We start from the raw sequence: 20,793 nt of genomic DNA on the forward strand, positions 1-20,793 counted from the left end.
CGGCTCTGCCACAGGCTGGCAGGACAGGGGCAGGTCGCCGAACGTTCGAGAGGAAGAGATGCCATACACACGATCCGAGGTGGAAGAGGCCTACCTGCATTTTATCAAGACGGGGGATAGCGGGGACTGGAACGCCTGGGCGGATTTACATACGACCGACGGGATCTGGGTCGAGCACCATCTAGGTACTTTCGAAGGCCGCGAAGCGATTCGCAAGGCAATTCTCGAGGTCATGAAGCCAGTGCCGATGATGCAGTTCCCGGTTGAATGGCACGTGATCGATGGAGATCGAGTGGTCTATTATCCCGCGCAAGTCATGCCCGATCCGCGGGGCCAGGGGGACGTCTATCGATTCGGCTGCGTCACCATCCTCGGCTACGCTGGTAACGGCGAGTGGTCCTATCAGGAAGACCTCTATAATCCGCGTGAGGCTCAGTCCGTCATGGAGGCCTGGCTGGCGGCCGGCGGCAAATTCGCGCAATGAATTCAAAGGAACACAAGCGTTGCTGAGCTTCGCGTTCGACCCCCTCCTGCCCAGTCCCTGTCGGTGTTCGGAGCCTTTGTCCGGGAATGCTGTCCGGCATTGTTGCACCGGTGTGATTCGTGATGGCCCGCCTATGTCGGATGGCAATAAGGTGACGATGACTATTGCCGCGCGAGCTTGCGACCAGCCAGTTTTTCTCGAGAGGGGGTGTACCAGATCGGACTAGTCCATACGCGCTCCTGAATTACGGGTGCGACGACGTCGGGAGGGGGAACTCCGAGGGCAATCGCATCTCGCGTGCTCCACCGGCAGACCGGATTTTCAAGAACACGCACATAGTAGAAGGCTGGCAGCGAAGGATCGAAATCCGGATCTTTCCAGGTGGCGGCGAGTGCGGCCGATCCTTTATCGCTTGAAATTGCGCAAGTCTTCAAATCGACCTCAGCCCCGTTGGCGGGGCAGCGATGTGTGTTCGGATCGACCTTGGCGCCATCAGAGCAGGCAACGTCATAGACTTTCTCCATCATTTCGCCGTTCTTGGTCCAACCCTTGATGATCTGGATGCGTTGTAGCGGAGCACTATTCGGATCCCGAAGAGCCGAGACCGCGAAGGAAGGACTCGTGGAGGTGGCCTGTTGCGCGGATTGGGGTTCGAGATCGCCCCCCATGGGGACGCCGGTTGCGTAGGCCTTCCGGACCCAATTTGTTTGTGCCGTCAGGTCCGGCGGAAAATCCCATCCCGCAAAAAAACGTGGCGCGATTTTCACGCCGGAGGAAGCAAAAGTTTCCTTGCGTCGCATGGCCGTAAAAATAGCCTCGCGATTATTGCCATCAGCCCAAACCCCCGTGATGCCACCTGCGGACAGTCGAGCGTTCAGGTTTTTGGCGGCGCCTTCGAGCGGAATCGTACCCGTCATGCGATCCTTCGGCGTAGAATCGAGTACCGCATGCCCGCCATGGTAATTGAACTCCTCCCAGGTGTGCGTCGATCCGTGATCGTCGCCACCGCCTTCAAGACCGAACTTGAAGGGGTTCGCGCCGATCGTTTCCTGAAAGCGAAGCCCGGACTTGTAGGCTTCCCGCACATAGGAGGTCTTCTGCTGTTCGACTCTTTGCCATGTGTAGAGACTGAAGGGCAGTAACTCGAAGTCGGCAAACTCATCTTCGGGGGCGAAGCTGGGCATCGTCTCTGAGGTGCCCTTGAGCTGCATCATCTCGAAAAGTGGCTCGTTTTCCATGCGTCTCATCGCATATTCGGCCGAGATCGGCGCACCCCACGAGTCCACGGGCTGGAACATCCTGCCATTGCTCATATTGCCATTATGCGGAATCGCCAGATTGTCGTTGCCGCGAGCACGCTGTTTTTCCAGATAGGTCCATAGATCTTCCGGCTTGGTGGAGTCCATGGCCGAAAAGGGGAGGTCGGGCACCTTTTGGGCATCCCGGAAAATAACGTTCCGATGCAGGTTCTCGCCATTGGGCATCGAGCTCCACTCAAACGCGGCAAAGGTCGTGAAGTGCCCGGGGTCGTTGTATAACTCCGCCAATTCGATCAGGGCCTGCCAGATCGTGCGGGTCGATTCATTGCTGTAGCCATCGGGGGCGACACCGCTTCCGGCAGCTGTTTGCAAGGCATTCAGAAACCGCGCACCGCCTGCCTTCTGGTCGGGGTCGCGAAGATCTTCGCCCAAAGATGTCTGATACAAAGTGGTCGAGGGATCACTCGCAATTTGTGCAATGCCGATCATTTCGGCGTGGTCCGTAAGCATGAAGAAATCCAGCGGGGATTTCAGTTGCACGCTGTAGTTGCCTACGTGCTTCACCTTATCTCCGCGTGCAAGTCGATAGGCGGTGTCGGGGGGGAGTCGATTGCCGAATCCGAACGCGTCACTCGAATACGCGGAGTGAGCATGGGTGTCTCCGAAATAGACCTTGCGGTCGATCGGGGGGGCACCCGCCCATGCCGATGAGACAAGCGCTGAATTGAAAACCACCGTTCCGAGAGCTGCAGCAAGCAAAAGGTGCAGTTTCCCTTGTTTCCGCGAGGATTTCAGCCAGCCTGCGGCGCCAAGCGGTCCAAGGATTTTTCGAGATAAAGGCGATTCCATCGCCCGGATTAGAGCCAATCCGCTGCAGAAAGCAACCCGTGAGGGCGTCGCGTCCCTCCGGGGCTCCCGGTGCCCCGAAACTACGCGCTGGTTATCCGGTTGTTTCGATCGGAAAGGGGCTGGGAGGGCCCCATTCGAACCAGGATCCGTCATAGACGCGCACGTCCCTGAATCCGAGAGACTTGAGCACAATCCAGCTTAGCGAGGCTCGCCAGCCTGCGAGGCAGTACACTACGGTCGTTTTTTGCTTGTCGAGGCCGGCATAGAGTTCCTGCAAATCAGATTCGGGCAAAACCAAGCCTTCGTTCAGATTGATCGACCAGCGTCGGTCGATCGCGGTCGGGATCCGACCCGCCAGATATTCGCCGGGAGAGCGCGCATCGATAATCTGGATTTGCGTATCCAGATACGGGGCTGGCCCGAGTTGTTCCAGAATCCATTCGCCACCCACCCGCAAGTTTTCATCGATGGAAGCTGGCAGGGTGCCGCCGCCGACGACCGAAGCGGGGCCTGACACCGTGGGGCGCGCTTCGGCCTGCCATTGGCTCCATCCGCCATCGAGGTAACGCACATCGGGGTATCCGTAATAGCGCAACGCCCAAACCACGCGTGCCGGGTCGTATTCAGGCGCCAGGCCATAGACGACGATCGTGTCTTCGGGTCGGAGCCCGAGGCCTTCCAGGAGAGGTGCGGCCATGGTGCGCGGGGTTACCTGTGCCGGGATACCATCGATCGTCGAAGCGATCTGGTAGGGTTCGAGACGTTGGGCGCCGGGGATATGAGCCTCCTCGAATTCCTGACTCACGAATCGGGCGTCGAGAATGCGCACGTCGGGATCGTTCAACCTTGATTCAAGCCAGGCGCCGTCCACGATGAAGGAAGGCTGCGAGTCTCCGCAGCCAAGCCCGCCGAGCGCCAGCATGGTGATCGCAAGGACCCAATTAGTTGCGAGTTTTCGTCTGAACATCTTGAAATGTACTCCTGATCTTTTCTCGGGTCGCACTCTCGGTTGGTCCTGCTCTGCTGACCGGCGTTTCTTCAGGAATGCTCGATTGAGGACTCGGTGTAAAGCCGAAACGATTTCGTTCCGAAGGAACATCCGTGTGGCGCCGGAAGCAACCGGCTTCGCTTGCCAGGATGGTCATTGGCCGGAACAGGGTCAGGAGTGCTCGATGGAGAGAGCTGCTTCCCGGGCCCCTGACGTTTCTTGCCGTTGGCTCAGATTTGCGGTTCGGGCGTAGCCGGCCGTCTGTCGAAAAAACGCGTGGCTTGCTCGAACGCGTGGGCCAATTGCAGGAGTTCCCAGTCGCCGCGAGGGCGGCCCACCAACTGCAGTCCGACAGGGAGGCCGGATTCGGTGAAGCCTCCGGGGACCGACAGGGCGGGTACGGGCATCAGCGAGATCACGCAGCACGATTGCATCCATTGGAGATAGTTCTCCAGCCTTTGCCCCTCGATCTCTTCGACCCACTCGGTTTCGACCGCAAAGGGCGCGACCTGTACCGCGGGCAGAGCCAGAAAATCGAAGTTTGTGAAAAACTCCAAAAGTCCCTGGTAAAGATCGGCACGACGCGCCTCGGCCGCGGCGATCTCGACCGGGGTCAGGTTGATTCCCTGATCGATGTTCCAGCGAATCGTATCTTTGAGCATGGGCCGCGCTTCTTCCGGAACCGAGGCGAAGGCCCCGACGAACCGGGCCGAGCGCAAGGTCAGGAAGACCTCCTCGGCGCCGCGCAGATCCGGGGCGGCCTCTTCGACTTGGCAGTCGAGGTCGGCAAAGGTCTCGACGGATTTTGCGAGCACATCGCGAACTTCTCTCTCCACCGGGAGGAAACCGAGATCCGGCGACCAGGCGATCCGTCGGCCTCGGAAATCTGCTCGCAGATCCTCGCGAAAGTCGAATGCAGGGGCGGCATTCGAGAGCGGATCCCGAGGGTCGGCTCCTGCCATGACCGACAGGAGCAGGGCGACGTCGGTGGTCTCGCGCCCCATGGGGCCGAGGACCGCGAGGTCTTCGTAGAGGGCGCGCTTGGGATAGGCGGGAACGACTCCCGGTGAAACACGAAAACCGACCACGTTGCAGAAGCTGGCCGGGTTGCGCAACGAACCACCGAAGTCGCTGCCATCCGCGATCGGTAGCATTCGCGAAGCCAATGCCGCGGCAGCACCACCGCTGCTGCCGCCGACCGTTCGGGAAAGGTCGTAGGGATTACGGGTGGCCCCGAAAATCGGATTGAAGGTTTGGGAACCGGCGCCGAACTCCGGGGTATTGGTTTTTCCGATCACGATGGCGCCGGCGTCGCGCAGGCGCGTGACAAAGAGCTGGTCGTGATCGGGAACCCAATCGCTCAGCAGTGGCGATCCCTGGGTTGTGCGCAGGCCGCGGGTTTCGACCAGATCCTTGATCGCGATCGGTAGACCAAAGAGTGGACCGGGTTGTTCGCCGCGACTCAGTGCTGCATCCAGCAGCGCTGCCTGCTCCCGGGCACCGCTTTCATCCAGTGTGCAGATGGCGTTGATCGCAGGGTTGACCGCCTCAATTCTGGCAAGGAAGGCCTCGAGGACTTCGCTGCAGGTCCGACTGCGAGAGGTGATGTCGCGCACCAGATCTGCGGGCGAACTGTTCAGGATGGACTCGTCGACCATGAAACTTCTATAGGATCGATTCGGTTCGGGTTCCACAGTTGGCGAAACGCAGACGGTGAAATACGCGCCCTGAGGATTGCGCACGGCAATGCGTGTCTCTAAAATCACGCCAACTCATCAAGAGGATCTCGAGCCCACGGAGGGCGTTGACGGATCGCCAACCGGACCGCGCGCAGGGCGCGGAGCACGGTGGATTCCTCCGGAACGATGCATCCGCATCGAATGATGGGCGGCGCACTCGGATTTCTTTCCGGCGGCCCGCTCCAGGGACGCAAGGAGAGAAGAAATGTCGAGATATGCAGATGATTGGGTCAGCTTTGACCCGCGGGCTGCCAAGGACCGGGTTGCGCATTGGCGCGAGCTGGATGACTTGAGTGCAAGCGTGGAAAGTTTGCGACCGCGGCTCCCCGATCTGGACGAGGACGCGCTGTTGTTGATCGCCGTGATGGGCCGGGCTTTGCACCATCTGACTCGGAAACACGGATGCATGACGTATATGCGTCTTGCGGGTGACTATGACAATGCCAAGACGGCGGTCCATTTGATGCGCCGCCATTCGCAGAACTGCGAGGAGGGAAACCCGTATTTCCGGTGGCTCAGTGTTTATGGTTGGTGGCTGATTTTCGATCAACCCAGCAGCGGCTATCGGATGCGTGGGGGAGGATGGGACGAGGTGCGGGTCGAGGATTATCTCGACGGCCTGTTTGCGGGGATTCCCGACCATGCACCGGCCAATCCGAAACTACCGCCGCCGGGGCCGCTGCCTCCAGCATTGAAAAATTGATCGGTGGGCCTCGGGGACTGTGCTGCTGTCCCCGAGGCTGTCCGAGTAGTTTTTTTCCTGTTCCGCGACAAAAGCGATATATTCATCAGCGGCCGATGCGCAGGATCACATCCTTGTTTTCCGGGCAGTCGCCGCGTCCGTCGCAATTGCTGGTGGTTACGTACAGGCCGCCATCGGGCCCCATGATCACATCGCGGAGCCGCCCATATTCGCCCAGCAGGTAGACCTCGGAGAGCGTCACATTGCCGACGGCGTCGAGACGAATTCGGTGCAGATGACCGGTGGCCCCGCCGAATCCGAGTACGCCGATCAAAGCATCCCCCTTCCACTGTGGGATCTCGTCCCCGGTGTAGATGGCCAGACCGCCGGGGGGCATGGCTTCCTTCCAGCTCATGGAAGGCGCTGCGAGGCCGGGTCCGGTCTCGCAGCCGGTGATCGCTGGCCATCCGAGGTTTTCGCCGGCATCGGCAATATTGATTTCGTCCAGACCGCGGAGTCCGAACTCGAAACTGGGGCCATGGTCGACCAGAACCATCCGCCCGTCCTCCCGCCAGTCGATTCCCTGACTATTGCGCACGCCAATCAACCAGGCCGCGCTATCGGGGAAGGGGTTGTCCTCGGGGATACCGCCGTCCGGATCGATGCGCAGCACCTTGCCGGCCAAACTGGCGGGATCCGGCGCGAGGTCGGGGACGCCGGCGTCGCCCATGGTGGCGTAGAGCATCCCGTCGGACCCGAAGCGCAGACGTCCGCCATCGTGGTAACGGTTGGCGGGCATGCCTTCGAGAATCGTTCGATCCAGAGCAGCTTGCCGGCCATCTTCCGCGAGAATGTAGCGCTCGATGCGGTTGTTGAGCTCACCATCGTCGGTCCCTGTGTAGAAGAGATAGAAGTAGTTGTTTTCCGAGAATTCGGGGTGGATCGCCAGCCCTAGAAGGCCGCCTTCTCCGGCGCGCGCAGCCGGAACCGTGATCACTGGCTGTGGGTCGAGTACGCCCTGAGGATCGATGCGGCGTACATCACCTCCGCGTTCGGTAACCAGCCAGCTCCCATCGGGGAGAAAGCCGATCGACCAGGGGATCTCGAGACCGGATACCGCGACCTCGACATCGATATCCACTTGCCCCTGAGGGCCGAAACCTTCTTCGATCAGTTGGCAGCTATAGTCCAGCGGGACCGGCGCGGGTTCGGGTTGCGGTTCCGCACTATTGCCCGAGCAGCCTCCCAGGAGTGCCATTGCCAAGATCCCTGTCGCCAATCCGTGAACCGAAGAATGTCCCATACCTTCAGCTAATCGCAAGACGGCGCCGGTTGCCAGCTTTCCCGGCCGGACTGAATCGGGGGATGGGAGGAAGGTCCGGCCGGCCATGGGTTGCAAGGGGGTTTCTTCTGAAGGGATCGAGCGCACCCTTGCGGGGATTATGCGATCAGCCGATCGCAGCGAGCGCGTCGAGATCGGCCACGGCGGTCGCGGTCCGCTCGATATTTTTTGCCGTGACTTCTTCCCCATAGTTTGCGGGCGGGCAGATCAGCCAGCCGATCACCAGGCCCCATAGAGAGGCTTTGCGACAGAGCAGCCAAGCCTCCTCGAAGGACGGCACCGGATCGGCGCCATGCTCCCGCAAGGCATCGAGATAGAAGCGCACCAGGTCGGTTTGATGCGTCCGGCGCACTTCGGTCGGGAGTGCTGTGACCATTAAATAGGTGATGTCTGCGGCAAAGCAGCCACGAGTCATTAACTGCCAGTCCAGAAACCCACCGCGTTCGTTGGGCAGAAGGTAGGTGTTGCCGATATGCGTGTCGCCGTGCAGCACAGTCGCTGGCAGGCTGGCCTGTTCTTCACGGACGATTGTCAGGGAATCCCAAAGTTGGCGGACCGAACGCCCGAGCGGGGCGATCAGTTCCTGTTTGAAGGGATGCATGTCGACCTGGCTCTGTACGAACTCGTAGCCAAAATTTGTGAAAATGGTCTGCATGCCGCCCGCAAGCGGTGTGGGGATCCACTGCAGATCGGTGGCAAATCGGTTGCTGCGCCAGAAATGAGCATGCAGTCGTGCCAGTTGTCCCAACAGCGATTTCACCTCGCTGAGGCTCACGGTTTCGGTGGCCTTGGGAAAGCGCGCACCGCGCCGCTCGAGGTCTTCCATCAGGATGCCGAAATTTCCGGCCTCGCCACTGAATTGGGCGCCAAAGGAAAGTGGCGTTTCCATTTGGATTTCGGGCTGGATCTCGCCGTAGAAACGCACCTCGGTCTCGTACATCTCGGGCGGGGCATGGGGGCCGACCAGCATGGTCTTCAGGATCAACCGCGTGGGCAAGTCCGATGGTGCCCCTGCGGCATAGACCAGCTCGAGCACAACGCGGTCGGCGGTAGAGGCAACGCCTTCGCCGGCATATTTTGTCGTGAGGATCTGGAAATCTTCCACGACCACGCCCGGAATCCGAGCCGAGATTGCCCGGGTCAGGACCTCCTTGTCGAGGTCGGCGACATCGGCCGGGAATACTATGTCCGGATGCGATGACATGGTGAGGTGATTCGATAGTCGGGTGTTTTAACAGCGACGCGGGTTTTGCCGGCGACGAGACGGCTTCGGCGGCCGGGCTGGACGGTCTCGTCGAGCAATATCGAGGAGTTCATGGCTTCTGTTTGAGCCCAACAGCCTGAGCGTTGCAAGCGGGCAGCAGCCTTCGGCTCCTGTCGACCTTGGTAGCCTCTTCTGCGATAACGCTGTACTGGATTTGCCGGAGCTCAACAGGGAGAAGATGAATGATCCGACGGGGCTATATATTTCTGGCTTTGCTGGGGCTCCGGCAAGCTTTTTTCAGCTGCTATCGGTCCGGCGAAGGTCCATTGACCCCCGAAGAGATCGCCGAGGTGATGGAGCGGGCCTCGGCTCGGTTCTCCGGAGGTCGAGTATGAGGGCGAGGCTGCATCGAGGTTGGTCGATCGCACTTCTGTTGGCGTTGTTTTGTCTGGCAGGGGTGAGCCACGACACGAGAGCTGCCGAATCTTCCGCGCAAGAAAACTCGGGCGGACAGCCGTTGGCGGTTCTGGTTGAGGGTTCGGGGACCTATGGTCGCTCGGGTACGGCGCAGACAGCCGCGGCCCAGAGCTTTTTTGATCAGGGATTGCGTCTGGTCTGGGGCTATTATGCGGTCGAGGCGGCGGCCTCGTTTCAGGAAGCCCTGCGGCTGGAGCCCGATAATGCCATGCTCTATTGGGGCCTTGCGCTGGCGATCAGCCCCAATCCGAACAGTCGCTATCAGGGCGTCCCGGATGATCCGAAAGGAGAGGGGCGCAAGGCCATTCAATGGGCGCTTGCCCTGTCGGCGGGCACCGAATCCAGGCAGCGCGACTTTATCGAAGCTATGGCAATTCGCTACGATACGAGCCGATTCCCCGAGCGCGATGCGCGGGACGATGCCTATGTCGCAGCTGCTCTCGCGCTTGCCGAGAAGTACCCGGACGACCCGGATGCGGTTGCTCTTTATGCGGATGCGGTGATGACCCGCACGCCATGGTTGTATTGGGATGCCGATGGCGCCGCTATTGCGCCGCTGGACGATGTGGTCACTCGTCTGGATGCGGTGCTCGAGAAGGCAACGGACCATCCGGGTGCGAATCATCTTTATATTCATATTCTGGAATCCTCGCCGAATCCCGCCCGCGCCTTGCCTCATGCCGATCGCCTCGAAAGTCTGATGCCGAAAGCCGGGCATATTGTGCACATGCCCTCGCATATCTACGTACGCCTCGGCCTGTATGATCAGGCGATTGCCAGCAATCAGCGATCCCTCGCGGCCGATCGTTATTTCGTCGAGGCGTGGGGTGACTCCCCGCTACCGGACGTCACGACTTACAAGCTGTCCGCGCGCATGCACCCCGGGCATGCAAATGACTTCATTCGATTTGCCGCGACCTCGCAGGGGAACTACCAGCGCGCCATTACGTCCGCGCGCGCGGTAGCAAAAGGGGCCTCCGAGGAGCGGCTTCTCGTCAATGGGCGCGCGCAGCTGGCGGTGGCAAACGTGTGGCTGGTGAACAAGATCTTCGGCAAATGGGATGCGGTGCTGGCCGAAAAAAGACGCGGTGAAGGCATCGCCTATCTCGATGGCATCTGGCATTACACGCGGGGCAGTGCCTTGGCTGCCCGGGGCGATCTTGTCGCAGCCGCACGCGAGCTGGACGGGCTGCGCAAGGCTGCGGCCCGCGCCGCCCGCGAAAAGGTGCGTGGCTTTGTCAATCCCCCAGCGACGTTGCTCGCATTGGCAACCGAGGGTCTTGTTGGTGAAATTGCCGAAGTCCGGGGCGAGAATGCGAAGGCTGTCCAGGCCTACGCGAAAGCTGTGGCCGTGCAGGATGGCATGCGCTTCATCGAGCCTCCGGATTGGCCGCAGCCGATGCGCCTCTATCTGGGTGCGGCACTTTTGCGCTCTGGAGACCCCCAGGCGGCCGAGCAGGTCTATTCCGAGGACCTTGCGTGGAATCAGAATAGCGGATGGGCTCTCCGTGGTCTCGCTCAGAGTTTGCGCGAACAGGGTAAAGTCGAAGAGGCCACGAAGGCCGAGGTGGATTTCCGCAAGAGTTGGCAAAGTGCCGACGTCCCACTCGCGGCATCACGGTTCTAGCCAACGGCCGCCCGTCCTGAATGGGCGGCGCTAGGGTGGGGTATTGCTCGAAGATATCTTCATTCAACACGGCAATGGTTTCTCGAGCTTGCGCGATTCCCCCATGATTCCCGAATGGTTGACGGAGGTGCCTCCCCCATGCGCCGTAGCAAATGCGCACCTGCTCCAGCCTTCAAGATGGACCGGAATCTTGCTTGATGGGCCTTGGATACGATACAGGAACGAACGGCGGCAGTAATGGCGTCAGGTCCTCGGGATTAGGTATCCACAGGGGTTGGTCAGAAGACCGGGAGGTCAAGTCGATGGTTGCACCGAATTTAGTTCGATTTTTTTTGCCGCTTGCATTCACTCTGATGATATTTCTCGTCGGATGCGGATCGAGTGATTCCGGTTCGGCGAACAATGTGGAGGGTCTGCCTCGAAAGGGTTCGTTTGGGGTCGGGCGGGTAACCCTGAATCTGGCGGATGAGAGTCGTGTCACGCCCGCGACCAAAAACTCGGCAGTGCTGGAGTCCCGAACATTGGTCACCGATGTCTACTATCCTGCTGCGAGCGGCAAGCCTGGTGCGGTGTCCCAAGGCGCGCCGCCGGCCGCGGGCAAAGGCCCGTTTCCATTGCTGGTCGTCGCACATGGCTTGTTTGGCAGTCGCACGAATTTCACCGGGACGCTGGGGCTTCTTGCCAGTCGTGGCTATGTGGTGGCCGCGCTCGATTTTCCGCTGACGAATTTTTCTACCTACACTTCGCAGACAGTCTGGCTTCCCGATCTCTTTGACCAGCCACTCGATATATCGTTTGTCATCGATAGCCTCACAGGTTCCGGCGATCCCGCCGCCAACGAGTTCGCGGGAATCGTGGATGGAGACCGAATCGGTCTGGTGGGGCATTCTTTTGGCGGGGCTACGGTTCTCCTGACCGGGTTTTCCGGTGTTATCTCGGATCCGCGGGTCGATGCGATTGTGGCGCTCTCTCCGTTTACCTGTTTCTTCGGCGCCGAGAGCTTTGCCAACGGAACAGCTCCGGTGTTGTTGCTGCACGGAACCAGCGACGCGATTCTCGAGAGGGTCTGGAGTGACGAACTCGACGAGTTCTTGCCGGCGACTCAGGTCTACGGGCGCATTGTCGGAGGCGATCATATGGGATTTGTGTCCGACCCGACACGTCCCGAGGGGGAGCGGGATATGGAGTTCGCGGAGGTGGTCTCCAGCGCCGAGGAAGCCGCGACGGACTCGCTGGCCGAGTTTGCCTTGGCGGCGGTCGCTGTCGTTCCGGGGACGGACTTGGCTCGCTGTGCACTTCGTCCGTTGATCGCGCTTCCGAATCCGGATTTGGATCCCTTGATATCGATGGACCGGCAGCGCGCGATCAGCGAAGCATCCATGATCGCGTTTTTCGACGCCTATGTCCGCGACAATGCGGAAGCAGAGGCGTTCCTGTTTGATGGCTTGCAGGATTTGGCGCCGGAGATGCAAGTGACAACGAAGCAGTGAAATCTTGAGTGGCAAGGCGAGTCCTCACGCACGCGCCTGCGCTGTTTCGATCGGTCGCCGGTGCTTTCCGATACGCTCGAATGAAGTTCCGTTGACAAGGTCCGCTGCAGCATCACATAAGGGCTGAGATGCTCGACTCGATGCCCTCCTACCAGAGATTTTCGGAGCGCGAATTTTTCGGTTCCCTCAATGGCCTTCGTGCGATCGCCGCGCTTCTGGTGGTCTGGCACCACTGTCATCAGGGGATTGATTTCGGTCGCATCGGGACTCGGATGGGCCATGTCGGCGTATCGCTTTTCTTTGTCTTGAGTGGTTTTCTGATCGTGACCTTGCTGATCCGGGAGCGCAGGAAGACTGCGGATATCGACCTGAGAGCTTTTTATGGTCGGCGGACTCTGCGAATTATGCCGCTCTACTATGCGGTCGTCATTCTGACGCTTCTATTCGTTCTGGGTTTCGATTCCGGTAGTTCCGAAGCTGAAGCTCTGAGGGTGGGATTGCCCTACCTGCTCACCTACACGACCAATTGGGTTCCCGTCGTGAGTTTTTTGGCGATCACTTGGACGCTCGCGACCGAAGAGCAATTTTATTTGTTCTGGCCACAAATTCAGAAACGCATTGCTGATTCGATTTGGGTCCCTGCAGCGCTGCTGGTTCTGAGTGAGGCGATTCGCTTTCGCCTGCTCGATCCGGTCTTCCATGCTCTGGGCTGGGATCTTGCCAAAGCGCCCTTCCTTTTGATCGGGGGTTTCACACCGATCTTGTTGGGTGTGTTTCTGGCCTATGCGCTGAATTCTCCAACCGGGTTCCGCCGATGTGCTCGTGTTTTCGGTCACCGCTTTGCGCCCTTGGCGGTTTTGGTGATCCTGGTTCTGGCGCTCCTGTGGATGCCGGGCGGTTGGGCCTCCTTTCGGACGACGCAAGATGCACTGGTGAACCTCACTCTCTATGTTCTGCTGACACTCGTGATTGGTTCGACCGTGATTCGTGAGGATCACGCGCTGGCGTCCGCGTTGTCGATCAGGTGGGTGTCATGGTTGGGGGTGATCAGTTACGGGATTTATTTGTTGCATCTACCCGTGAACCGTCTCGTGGATTTCGCCCTTCCTGATCTGACCCCGGTCGTCCGGTTGCTCACTATTACCGTATTTACGGTTCTGGCAGCGGATCTCAGCTACCGCTTCTTCGAGAGACCCTTTTTGCGGATGAAAGAGAAGTTTGGCATCTCGCGTGTCTGATCCGGATCAACCTGGAGCGTCGGGAGCGGCTTCAGTCGGCTCGATCACGAAGGCCGGAATGGCCTGAAATTGGTGGGCTGCAGAAATGGAAGTGCAGGCTCCGCTTTGAGGATCAGGGTGCCCATCAGCGACTTTGTTTATGGCGTGAAAGAGCCCGGCGCACATATAACCACGGCTAAGGGCCGCCAACCGCCCGGTGTGGATGCCGTCGATATCGTGGTCGTTCATGATGTGGAAAAGATTTTGGGTGTCCCAAAAATAGCCGATGATTCCGCTCAGGTTTCCTGAGTCGTCGATCGTGGCCTCGAGTTGGGCCTCTTTCCAGTGTAATTCATCGTCCACGATGCCTTCGCGCAGGCGAACTCGGAGGTCCATTGGTTGGGTGCGGAGCTTACCTTCAATGATTTTGGCGCTGGTAAATTCGCCGCGAAATCTTTGGTCTGGATCTTGGGAAAAGCTCGTGTGAGGTAGTGGAGATCCAGCCGAAGACAAGCGCAATCCGCCGGAGCCGGAAGATACCCGAACCTGTACTTCCTTGTCGTTTTCGCGGTCATGGACACCCTGGATCTCAATCAGAAGTACGCGGCTTTCCTGATTGAATGAATATTCCTTGCCAAACGGCTTTCGTTGCAGGTTCAGGAATCCCCCTTGCAGATAGGCTTTCGAACAGCCAACGAGGCGGGCGTATTGGTTGTCGATCCCGGGTTGCAGATTCATGTCGATGAAATCATTATGGCCGCATCCCGTAGTATCGTCCCCGTTGGAATTGTGCCCATCCAGATCGAGGCCGGGAGCCGCCAAAAATGATTCCAACGTCCGGAAGCCGGGATCCTCTTGTGCCAATGGATCCTGGCAAGCGTCGGGGGGGAGGAGCCTTTGGGTCGCCTCCGCATAGCCGACGTCCCTGATTTCGTCCTGAAGTGCTCTTCGGGAAACGCCAAAGTGTTCCAGTTCGGTTTTGTTGATCCCTTCGGGGCAATGACCTCGAGAACTTTTCGGCAGAGCTTGCTGCCAGTCGACCACAACAAACTCCAGTTTTTCACCCGGGCCTCGGCTCGATTGATGGTGGATCCAGAAAGCTGCGGAGCCCAAAAGGAGGATCCAGATGATCCACATGGGTTTGGGGAGGCGATATCCATCGATTCCCATCAGCTCAAAATGTCCGTAAGTGGATCTCTGGTGGTGTTTTCGGCGATGCCGAACTGGTTCACTTCAAGCCCCATGAGTTGCTGTGCCGTCAGTCCGATGCGGGTGACTGGACTGCCGTTGCCGCGCAGGTGAGATCCGGGTTTGATTTTGCCGCCAGCGCTTCCGGCAAGCATCAGCGGGAGTCCCCGGACGTCGTGCTTGCTTGCCTCGGAGTGTTCGGAGTGTGCGAGAATCAGACAATTATCCAGCAAGTTGCCATCACCTTCGGGGATTGCAGCCAGCGTTTCGAGAAAGTAGGCCCACGCTTCCATCGAGCGAAGGACAAAGCCTGCACATTCTACCTGGTAGCCCAGTTTTTGATCGCGCGGCTCGGTGTGGGTCAGAACATGATGGTTCGCCGTGCCGCCGGGAATGTACAAGTCGCTGCCCGCTGGTGAAAAGAGTACGTTGAAAACTCGCGATTGATCGCAGGCGAGAGCGAGAGCGATCACCTGCGACATCAGCTTGTGGTTTTCCTCCACATCGGCAAGCGAGCTCGTCGGCGCGGTTTCCGGAGGTTGCTCGGGCACAGCGCAGGATTCAAGCGGCGTGGGCTTGATCAACTGAATGGCCAACTGGCTTTCGATCTCCCGGAGCGAGGTGAAGTACTGATCCAGACGCGCACGATCGGCAGCACCGACCGCTTTTTCGAGGCGGCGCCGATCGTCCTGAGTGATGGACAGGACGCTCTTCTGAAGCATCAATTCGGGAGAGGGCTTCCAGTCGTCAGTGTTTGTGCCGGCAAAGGAAGGCCCGAAAACGCGCTGGTAGAGGCTGAGCGCTGTTGGCTCCGGGATGTTGACGGAATTCTGATTCCGCTGGCTGTAGCTGTGGGCGGGGTTGCCGGTAGCGGCCATGTCGAGAGAACGAAAGCGGGTTTCCCCGCCGATCTTGTCCGAAATCATCACGTCGAAAGTCGGGAGAGTCGAGATTTGACCGGAAATCGGGGTCTCGCCCGTCAGTGTTCCCATGTAGCCGGTGTAATGCACCTGATTGCCGCGGCCGCCGACGCGCACATCAAATCCGGACAAGATGGTCAAATGATCGCGAAGGTTGGCCAATGGCTCCAGTTCAGGCGTCACCTCGAATTCGGAGCCCTCCTCGAGCGGAATCCACTGCTCGGGAGTGACGCCGTTGCCCCAGAACCACGTGCCGAACCGGCGCGGTAAATTCTGTCCCGAGGCAAGAGCGTCGCCGTTGCCATTCAGGAAGATCTCGAGAAAGGGAAGGCCGACCGAAACCAAGGCACCCGTTTGCAGTGCGCCACGCAGAAAGCGCCTCCGACTGAGAGAGTGTCTCTTCATGATCTTTTGCTCGCGATCTGGCTCGATTGGACGACGGGTGACTGATCGGGAAGCCGTCCTCGGCGAAAGGCCTCGCTGGTGGCGATGGCGCGGAGGAGCGGGAGGATCCGATAACCGGAGTCCTCGAATTTTGACTGCAGATTCTGAATCGTTCCAACCTCTTCGATCGAAATTTCTCGTCCGGACGCGTAGCGATAGAGCGTTTCTACAAGGCAGGGTGCCAACTCGGGGTGGTTTCGAATCGCGACCCCGAGTTCGGCTGAACTCTCGAAGCTGACCCCGTCGAGTTCTCCGCTGACGTCGATGATCGCGCCATTCTCGTACTCTCGCAGTTGTCCCACGGCATCAAATGCTTCGAGGCCCAGTCCTATCGGGTCGGTCAGGCGATGGCACGCCCGGCAGCTTCCCTCGGAGGAATGAGCTGCAAGGCGATCCCGCGCGGTCGCCTGATCAGGGTTTTCGTCATCGTCGAATAAGGAGAAGTCGACGTCGGCGGGTGCCGGCGGCACTGGCTTGCAGAGAAAGGTCTCACGGACAAATTGCCCACGAAGTGTCGCCGAGCTGCGATCTTCATGGGAGTGCTGGATGTGGAAGCTGGGGTGCGAGAGGATTCCGGAACGAAGATGCCCGGGCGGAAATTCGCGGGGCTCCCAGCCGGTCTCGTTGTACACAGGGACGCGATAGAGCGGCCCGAGGGTTCGGTTCAGGTAAGTTTTGGAGGTGGTAAACAGGTCTCGGTAGTCGCGATTTTGATCCACCACATGATCGAGTACCACCAGCAAGGTTTGTTCGCGCGCATCTTCAACAAGTTGGCGGTCGAATGAAGGGTAGATGCCGACATCCTTGCTGGCTTGCGGAAGATCGCGCAGGCGGAACATGTCGGCGAAGAACGCGCCCAGACCTTCGCGGACGCCGGGCGACTCGAGCAGGCGGTCTACCTGGCTTGCGAGAAGTTGTTCATCCTGAAGTTCGCCGCGTGCCGCTGCTTTTCGGAGTTCGTCATCCGGGGCCTGGTTCACCAGTAAATAGGAGATCTTCGTTGCCAGAGTCTCGTCACTCAACATACCGTCGAGATCGCCGGAAGAGTTTTCAGCCAGTTCCTCGATACGAAAGAGAAATTCGGGCGAAAGCAGCAAACTTGTCAGAACCGCTTGTGTTTCGGGAAGCTCGGCTGTTGTGCTGTTTTTGCTCCTCTGCAGAATCTCCCCACGTTGAACAATTTCCTCCTCGAGGACCTCTCTGCGAAAAAGCTGACTGGCAACCCGCTGCAGAAATTTCTGCTCGCATCGTCTGGTTTCGATTTGGGTTACGGACGCACTGCACTTCACGAGTCTCTCGCGGTGCGACTCGGACATGGCTTGCTGGGAAATGGTGGTGGCCATCCCGATGTACCTCTCCATCCCGGATGGGGTAATGGTTTCCTTGGAGCGACCAAGGGCGATCAGTCCGGATCTGCGTATCTCGGGAGGAAATCGATCGGGAATGACAATCTCGGGTCCGAAGATTCCAGAGACCGCCTCTCGGTATTGTCGCGCCGTCAGAAGCCGAAGAACCGGTGGTTGTGGCGAAGGTGGAGAGGCCTCGAGCAGGGCCATCCGGGACGGCGAGGGTTTATGCGCGCCCGCGACATGTCGAATTTCGCCGCCGGATTTTGCAATGGTCGCCCCGGAAAGGAGGGCGCCAATCGTCAGCAATCCAACAATGCTCGCAGCGGGCGTTGTCCAGGAGGGGCGCGCGACGGCGATCAGGGTGCCCAGCAAGGCGATTCCGGCCACCAAATAGATCTGCTGGATCCACTCCCCGGCGACGTCTGCGTGGAGGTCGAGCCTCTCTCGGGCAGGACCGTCGAGTGCCGGCAGGACCAATTGGTAGGCCGCCTCGCCGGCAGATACGACAAAGGCTGCGCTACCTGCTGTGCCGCAGACCAAAATCATCCCGACGACGGCACATGCGCGGTCGCGGGTCACGGCACCGAAGGCAAGGACGATCCATGCGATCAGCAGGCCTATAACCGGCAGGTGATTGATGGCCAGATGAAGATAGACGGGATTGTTGAACAACGAGTCGACCATACAGGTATGCCCGTGTCATTATTGATCCATTCACGCCGAAGTAGCAAGGCACTTCGGAGGCGAGGTGAGCTGCACCGGCCTGTTTTTCATCAGTTTTTGAGCACTTCGCAGCGCTCGGAGTTGCGTAGGAGATCGCGGGGCCGATACAATCCGACAGCGATGCAATCCCGGACAATCCACTCAGATCTTTTGGCTGTTTTTGGAAGGGCTTCGGCCGCGGTGGTTGGTCGTCGCGCGGCGGCCCTGCCGCAGGGGTCTCTGCGAGACCGGCCATGAGGTTCCTTTGCCGGTGCATCGCTTTGGCGGTGATTTTTATTTCCCTCGCCTCCCCATCGCTTGCCGGAAAATTTGGGGATCAACTCGAAGGCGCTGCGCGTGCCTGCTGGGTTGGGGGGCTTTGCGGCATTGATGGTTATGCCTTTGGTACCTACGTCGACAAGACGCGTGAGGACCTGGGTTGCGAGATCGGCGAAGAGGGAGTCGATTATTGGCAGATGGGGGTCGACGCGGCGCCGCTTCTGCCGGAGTTTGCTCGAGATGATTGCGCGTTCTTCTATGGCTATGAGGCGTGCTTGCTCCCCTCGGTTGCCTGTCGCCAATAGGAAGGCCGCTCTCTTGAATCTACACGGATTCGTAGATGCGCCGGGAATCTTCGGCAGAACGGCGCCAGGAAAAACGGGACGCTTGGTCCTGCAGGGGCCCGGGCGGAGAGGGGTCGCGCCAAGCCGAGAGGATGGCATCCGACAAGCTTTTCAGATTACCCGGCTCGAATTGGATGCCCACCTCTCCTGCGACTTCGGGTAGAGAGCTTGCCCGGGAGCAGACCACCGGCGTGCCACATGCCATCGCTTCGACGACCGGCAGGCCGAATCCTTCGTACGAGGACGGCAAGACCAGCAAGCGTGCTCGCTGATAGGAGGCAAGGAGTTCTGTGTCGCTGACGTAGTTGCGCTGTATAACGGCTCCGCTCAGGCCCAGTCGTTCAATGGTCATCGCGGTCTCGGGGTAGCGGTCATCGGAGGAGCCGATGATCTCGAGTCGGGCTTCCGGGCCCAGTTGCTCACGAACCGCAGCAAAGGCTTCAATCAAAAGCGGCACGTTTTTATAAGGGTCGAGTCGGCCGACATAAAGGATCACCGGCTCTCGCGGCAGCGGGCCGGGACAGTAGACGTCGGACACGCCGTTGTAGACAACCTCGACGTGCTCGGGCGGCACCGGCAGATGTTCGACAATGTCGTTGGCCGAGGCCTTGCTGACGGCGATGATCTTGTCGGCTCGCTTGCTGAGGCTTTGCATCAACGAACGGTACAGCGGAAAGAAGCGCCGCTTTTTTGATCTCGGAGCGTTGTCGGGAAACAGGAGGGGAATCAGATCATGCACCGTCACCACGCAAGCGATACGCCCTCGACGACCCGCCGGGAAAGCTCCGAACGGAATCATCCAGTTCGGGGAGTGAAAGACATCGATCTGGTGTTGCTTCAGCCATCTGGGCATCACCAGTTGCCCAACGGGCGAGAAGACACCGTGCTCCATCCGAAATGCCGACCAATTCGGATTTTTCTCGAAAGAGGTGGCATCGCGAGTGTGCTCGAGGGTTTCGTTGGCGTCGAACAAGCAGACATATTGGTTGCGATCGTCCAGCACGGACAACTCGCGAATCAGCTCGCGCGTATAGACACCGATCCCCGAGAGTTCCGGGGTGATCCATCTTGCATCGATGCAGATCTTCATCCGACCACCTCACGATAGAGTGCCCAGGTCTTTTCAGCTGTAGTCTCCCAGCGGAAGGCAGTCGCCACCGACCGGCCGGCATCGATCCATGGGCTCGGATTGTTGAGAACTTCGCCGACCGCAATTGTCCACTCTGTCGGATCGTATCCATCGACCAGGCGGGCTCCGTTGCCGAGGACTTCGCGCAATGAGCCTGCGGAGGACGAAACCACTGGCGTTCCGCAGAGCATCGCTTCCAACGGTGGCAGGCCGAACCCTTCGTAGAGCGACGGAAATACCATGGCATCTGCACCTCGATAGAGGTCGCCGAGATGGGCCTCTGGCAGGTAGTCGATATATCGAATTCGTTCCGCGGCGGGAGACCGTCTAATTCTCTCGAAGATCGGTTCGCACTTCCAACCTTTCATTCCCGCCAGCACAAGGTCGCCATCGAAGTCGAGCTTCTCGAAGATCTCGATCAGAAGCTGATGGTTCTTGCGCGGTTCGATCGTGCCGACGTGAAGCAGGTAGGGGCGGTTTAGGCCAAAAGAGGATTGGAAATGGGTGCGCTGTTGGGGGGTTGATGTTGAATATTCTTTCAGACCGAGATGGATCGGAAAGAGTTTTTCTCGTGGTACGCTCAACAGGGCCCGAACTTCGTCGGCCACAAACAAACTGTCCGTGATAATGGCATCCGAGCGTGCGACCGTTTGGCGAATCTGTCTGCTCAGAAAGGCGTAGTTTTTGGCTTCCATGGTTTCGGGGTGCCGAAGGAACGACACGTCGTGAATCGTCACGATCGATTTTCCTTGTCGCAGGGGCGGGCGGATGAAATTCGGGAAATGGTAGAGATCGGCCGGGCCCGCAAATGCATCAAATGGCGGCCAGTCCAGCCGATTCCAGCATTGCTGCACCCAACGTCGGGGCAGCCATCGGTTGGCTTTTTCCTCGGCGCTGCCCGCAGCGACAGGGCGGCTCTTGCCGGCGAAATCGAAATGGAAGAGCGCCAGCTGGTCGTCGGCTGCCTGCGGAGCGAGGTGCTCCGCCAGCATTTTCGTGTAGCGTCCCACACCGGCGCGCTGGGCGACCGCTGCCTGAATATCGATGCAGACCCTCACGCGGCAGAGCATAGCCGAACCT

General features: G+C 59.2%; 16 protein-coding genes. 6 read left to right on the forward strand and 10 right to left on the reverse strand.

The window, feature by feature from the left end; all coding sequences use genetic code 11:
- Nucleotides 1-58 precede the first annotated feature (58 nt).
- Entirely contained in the window at nt 59-484 is a 426-nt protein-coding gene (locus tag P8K07_16425; GenBank protein ID MDG1960112.1) for a nuclear transport factor 2 family protein, read from the forward strand.
- A gap of 161 nt (nt 485-645) precedes the next feature.
- On the opposite strand, the gene P8K07_16430 is transcribed toward P8K07_16425, so the two are convergent.
- The 3 genes from P8K07_16430 to P8K07_16440 all read right to left on the reverse strand — a co-directional run bounded on the left by P8K07_16430 (nt 646) and on the right by P8K07_16440 (nt 5,346).
- The gene (locus tag P8K07_16430) at nt 646-2,592 is read right to left on the reverse strand and encodes a DUF3604 domain-containing protein (protein MDG1960113.1); all 1,947 of its coding nucleotides are present in this window, start codon (nt 2,590-2,592) and stop codon (nt 646-648) included.
- A gap of 91 nt (nt 2,593-2,683) precedes the next feature.
- Entirely contained in the window at nt 2,684-3,559 is an 876-nt protein-coding gene (locus tag P8K07_16435; GenBank protein MDG1960114.1) for a sulfurtransferase, read from the reverse strand.
- A 251-nt stretch (nt 3,560-3,810) separates the two neighbouring features.
- The gene (locus P8K07_16440) at nt 3,811-5,346 is read right to left on the reverse strand and encodes an amidase (GenBank protein ID MDG1960115.1); all 1,536 of its coding nucleotides are present in this window, start codon (nt 5,344-5,346) and stop codon (nt 3,811-3,813) included.
- 178 nt (nt 5,347-5,524) lie between these two features.
- On the opposite strand from P8K07_16440, the gene P8K07_16445 reads away from it, so the two are divergent.
- On the forward strand, nt 5,525-6,022 hold the full coding sequence (locus P8K07_16445; GenBank protein ID MDG1960116.1) for a hypothetical protein: 498 nt from the start codon (nt 5,525-5,527) through the stop codon (nt 6,020-6,022).
- 85 nt (nt 6,023-6,107) lie between these two features.
- On the opposite strand, the gene P8K07_16450 is transcribed toward P8K07_16445, so the two are convergent.
- Together P8K07_16450 and P8K07_16455 are read right to left on the reverse strand one after the other, a co-directional pair.
- Nucleotides 6,108-7,259 carry a PQQ-dependent sugar dehydrogenase gene (locus P8K07_16450; protein MDG1960117.1) on the reverse strand — a complete coding sequence of 384 codons (1,152 nt, stop codon included), beginning with the start codon at nt 7,257-7,259 and terminating at the stop codon, nt 6,108-6,110.
- Between the two features lie 190 nt (nt 7,260-7,449).
- Entirely contained in the window at nt 7,450-8,547 is a 1,098-nt protein-coding gene (locus P8K07_16455; GenBank protein MDG1960118.1) for a phosphotransferase, read from the reverse strand.
- Nucleotides 8,548-8,938: 391 nt separating this feature from the next.
- Between P8K07_16455 and P8K07_16460 the strand changes: the two genes are divergently transcribed.
- The 3 genes from P8K07_16460 to P8K07_16470 all read left to right on the forward strand — a co-directional run bounded on the left by P8K07_16460 (nt 8,939) and on the right by P8K07_16470 (nt 13,379).
- Nucleotides 8,939-10,651: a hypothetical protein gene (locus tag P8K07_16460; protein MDG1960119.1), complete on the forward strand. Its 1,713-nt coding sequence runs from the start codon at nt 8,939-8,941 to the stop codon at nt 10,649-10,651.
- Nucleotides 10,652-11,004: 353 nt separating this feature from the next.
- A complete protein-coding gene (locus P8K07_16465; GenBank protein ID MDG1960120.1) occupies nt 11,005-12,141 on the forward strand; it encodes an alpha/beta fold hydrolase in 1,137 nt (378 codons plus the stop codon).
- Between the two features lie 128 nt (nt 12,142-12,269).
- Nucleotides 12,270-13,379, forward strand: a complete 1,110-nt coding sequence (locus P8K07_16470; protein ID MDG1960121.1) for an acyltransferase — start codon at nt 12,270-12,272, stop codon at nt 13,377-13,379.
- Between the two features lie 6 nt (nt 13,380-13,385).
- On the opposite strand, the gene P8K07_16475 is transcribed toward P8K07_16470, so the two are convergent.
- The 3 genes from P8K07_16475 to P8K07_16485 are packed head-to-tail and all read right to left on the reverse strand — an operon-like array spanning nt 13,386 to nt 17,943.
- Complete coding sequence (locus tag P8K07_16475; GenBank protein MDG1960122.1) at nt 13,386-14,528, reverse strand: hypothetical protein; 1,143 nt, start codon at nt 14,526-14,528, stop codon at nt 13,386-13,388.
- Nucleotides 14,528-15,871: a DUF1552 domain-containing protein gene (locus P8K07_16480; protein MDG1960123.1), complete on the reverse strand. Its 1,344-nt coding sequence runs from the start codon at nt 15,869-15,871 to the stop codon at nt 14,528-14,530. Before P8K07_16480 ends, P8K07_16475 begins: the two co-directional genes overlap by 1 nt.
- Nucleotides 15,868-17,943 carry a DUF1592 domain-containing protein gene (locus P8K07_16485; GenBank protein ID MDG1960124.1) on the reverse strand — a complete coding sequence of 692 codons (2,076 nt, stop codon included), beginning with the start codon at nt 17,941-17,943 and terminating at the stop codon, nt 15,868-15,870. The genes P8K07_16480 and P8K07_16485 overlap by 4 nt, the downstream gene beginning before the upstream one ends.
- A 305-nt stretch (nt 17,944-18,248) precedes the next feature.
- Between P8K07_16485 and P8K07_16490 the strand changes: the two genes are divergently transcribed.
- A complete protein-coding gene (locus tag P8K07_16490) occupies nt 18,249-18,545 on the forward strand; it encodes a hypothetical protein (GenBank protein ID MDG1960125.1) in 297 nt (98 codons plus the stop codon).
- Nucleotides 18,546-18,564: 19 nt separating this feature from the next.
- Here the strand turns inward: P8K07_16490 and P8K07_16495 are convergent, their stop codons facing one another.
- A complete protein-coding gene (locus P8K07_16495; protein MDG1960126.1) occupies nt 18,565-19,674 on the reverse strand; it encodes a glycosyltransferase family 1 protein in 1,110 nt (369 codons plus the stop codon).
- Nucleotides 19,671-20,771, reverse strand: a complete 1,101-nt coding sequence (locus P8K07_16500) for a glycosyltransferase family 1 protein (protein MDG1960127.1) — start codon at nt 20,769-20,771, stop codon at nt 19,671-19,673. Before P8K07_16500 ends, P8K07_16495 begins: the two co-directional genes overlap by 4 nt.
- Nucleotides 20,772-20,793: the final 22 nt, after the last annotated feature.

This window comes from Candidatus Binatia bacterium, from assembly GCA_029248525.1.
Lineage (GTDB): Bacteria > Desulfobacterota > Binatia > UBA12015 > UBA12015 > UBA12015.

Coding starts and splice junctions, on each gene's coding strand:
- P8K07_16425 (MDG1960112.1), top strand. CDS start 59: ATGCCATACACACGATCCGAGGTGGAAGAGGCCTACCTGCATTTTATC.
- P8K07_16430 (MDG1960113.1), bottom strand. CDS start 2,592: ATGGAATCGCCTTTATCTCGAAAAATCCTTGGACCGCTTGGCGCCGCA.
- P8K07_16435 (MDG1960114.1), bottom strand. CDS start 3,559: ATGTTCAGACGAAAACTCGCAACTAATTGGGTCCTTGCGATCACCATG.
- P8K07_16445 (MDG1960116.1), top strand. CDS start 5,525: ATGTCGAGATATGCAGATGATTGGGTCAGCTTTGACCCGCGGGCTGCC.
- P8K07_16450 (MDG1960117.1), bottom strand. CDS start 7,259: ATGGCACTCCTGGGAGGCTGCTCGGGCAATAGTGCGGAACCGCAACCC.
- P8K07_16455 (MDG1960118.1), bottom strand. CDS start 8,547: ATGTCATCGCATCCGGACATAGTATTCCCGGCCGATGTCGCCGACCTC.
- P8K07_16460 (MDG1960119.1), top strand. CDS start 8,939: ATGAGGGCGAGGCTGCATCGAGGTTGGTCGATCGCACTTCTGTTGGCG.
- P8K07_16465 (MDG1960120.1), top strand. CDS start 11,005: ATGATATTTCTCGTCGGATGCGGATCGAGTGATTCCGGTTCGGCGAAC.
- P8K07_16470 (MDG1960121.1), top strand. CDS start 12,270: ATGCTCGACTCGATGCCCTCCTACCAGAGATTTTCGGAGCGCGAATTT.
- P8K07_16475 (MDG1960122.1), bottom strand. CDS start 14,528: ATGGGAATCGATGGATATCGCCTCCCCAAACCCATGTGGATCATCTGG.
- P8K07_16480 (MDG1960123.1), bottom strand. CDS start 15,871: ATGAAGAGACACTCTCTCAGTCGGAGGCGCTTTCTGCGTGGCGCACTG.
- P8K07_16485 (MDG1960124.1), bottom strand. CDS start 17,943: ATGGTCGACTCGTTGTTCAACAATCCCGTCTATCTTCATCTGGCCATC.
- P8K07_16495 (MDG1960126.1), bottom strand. CDS start 19,674: ATGAAGATCTGCATCGATGCAAGATGGATCACCCCGGAACTCTCGGGG.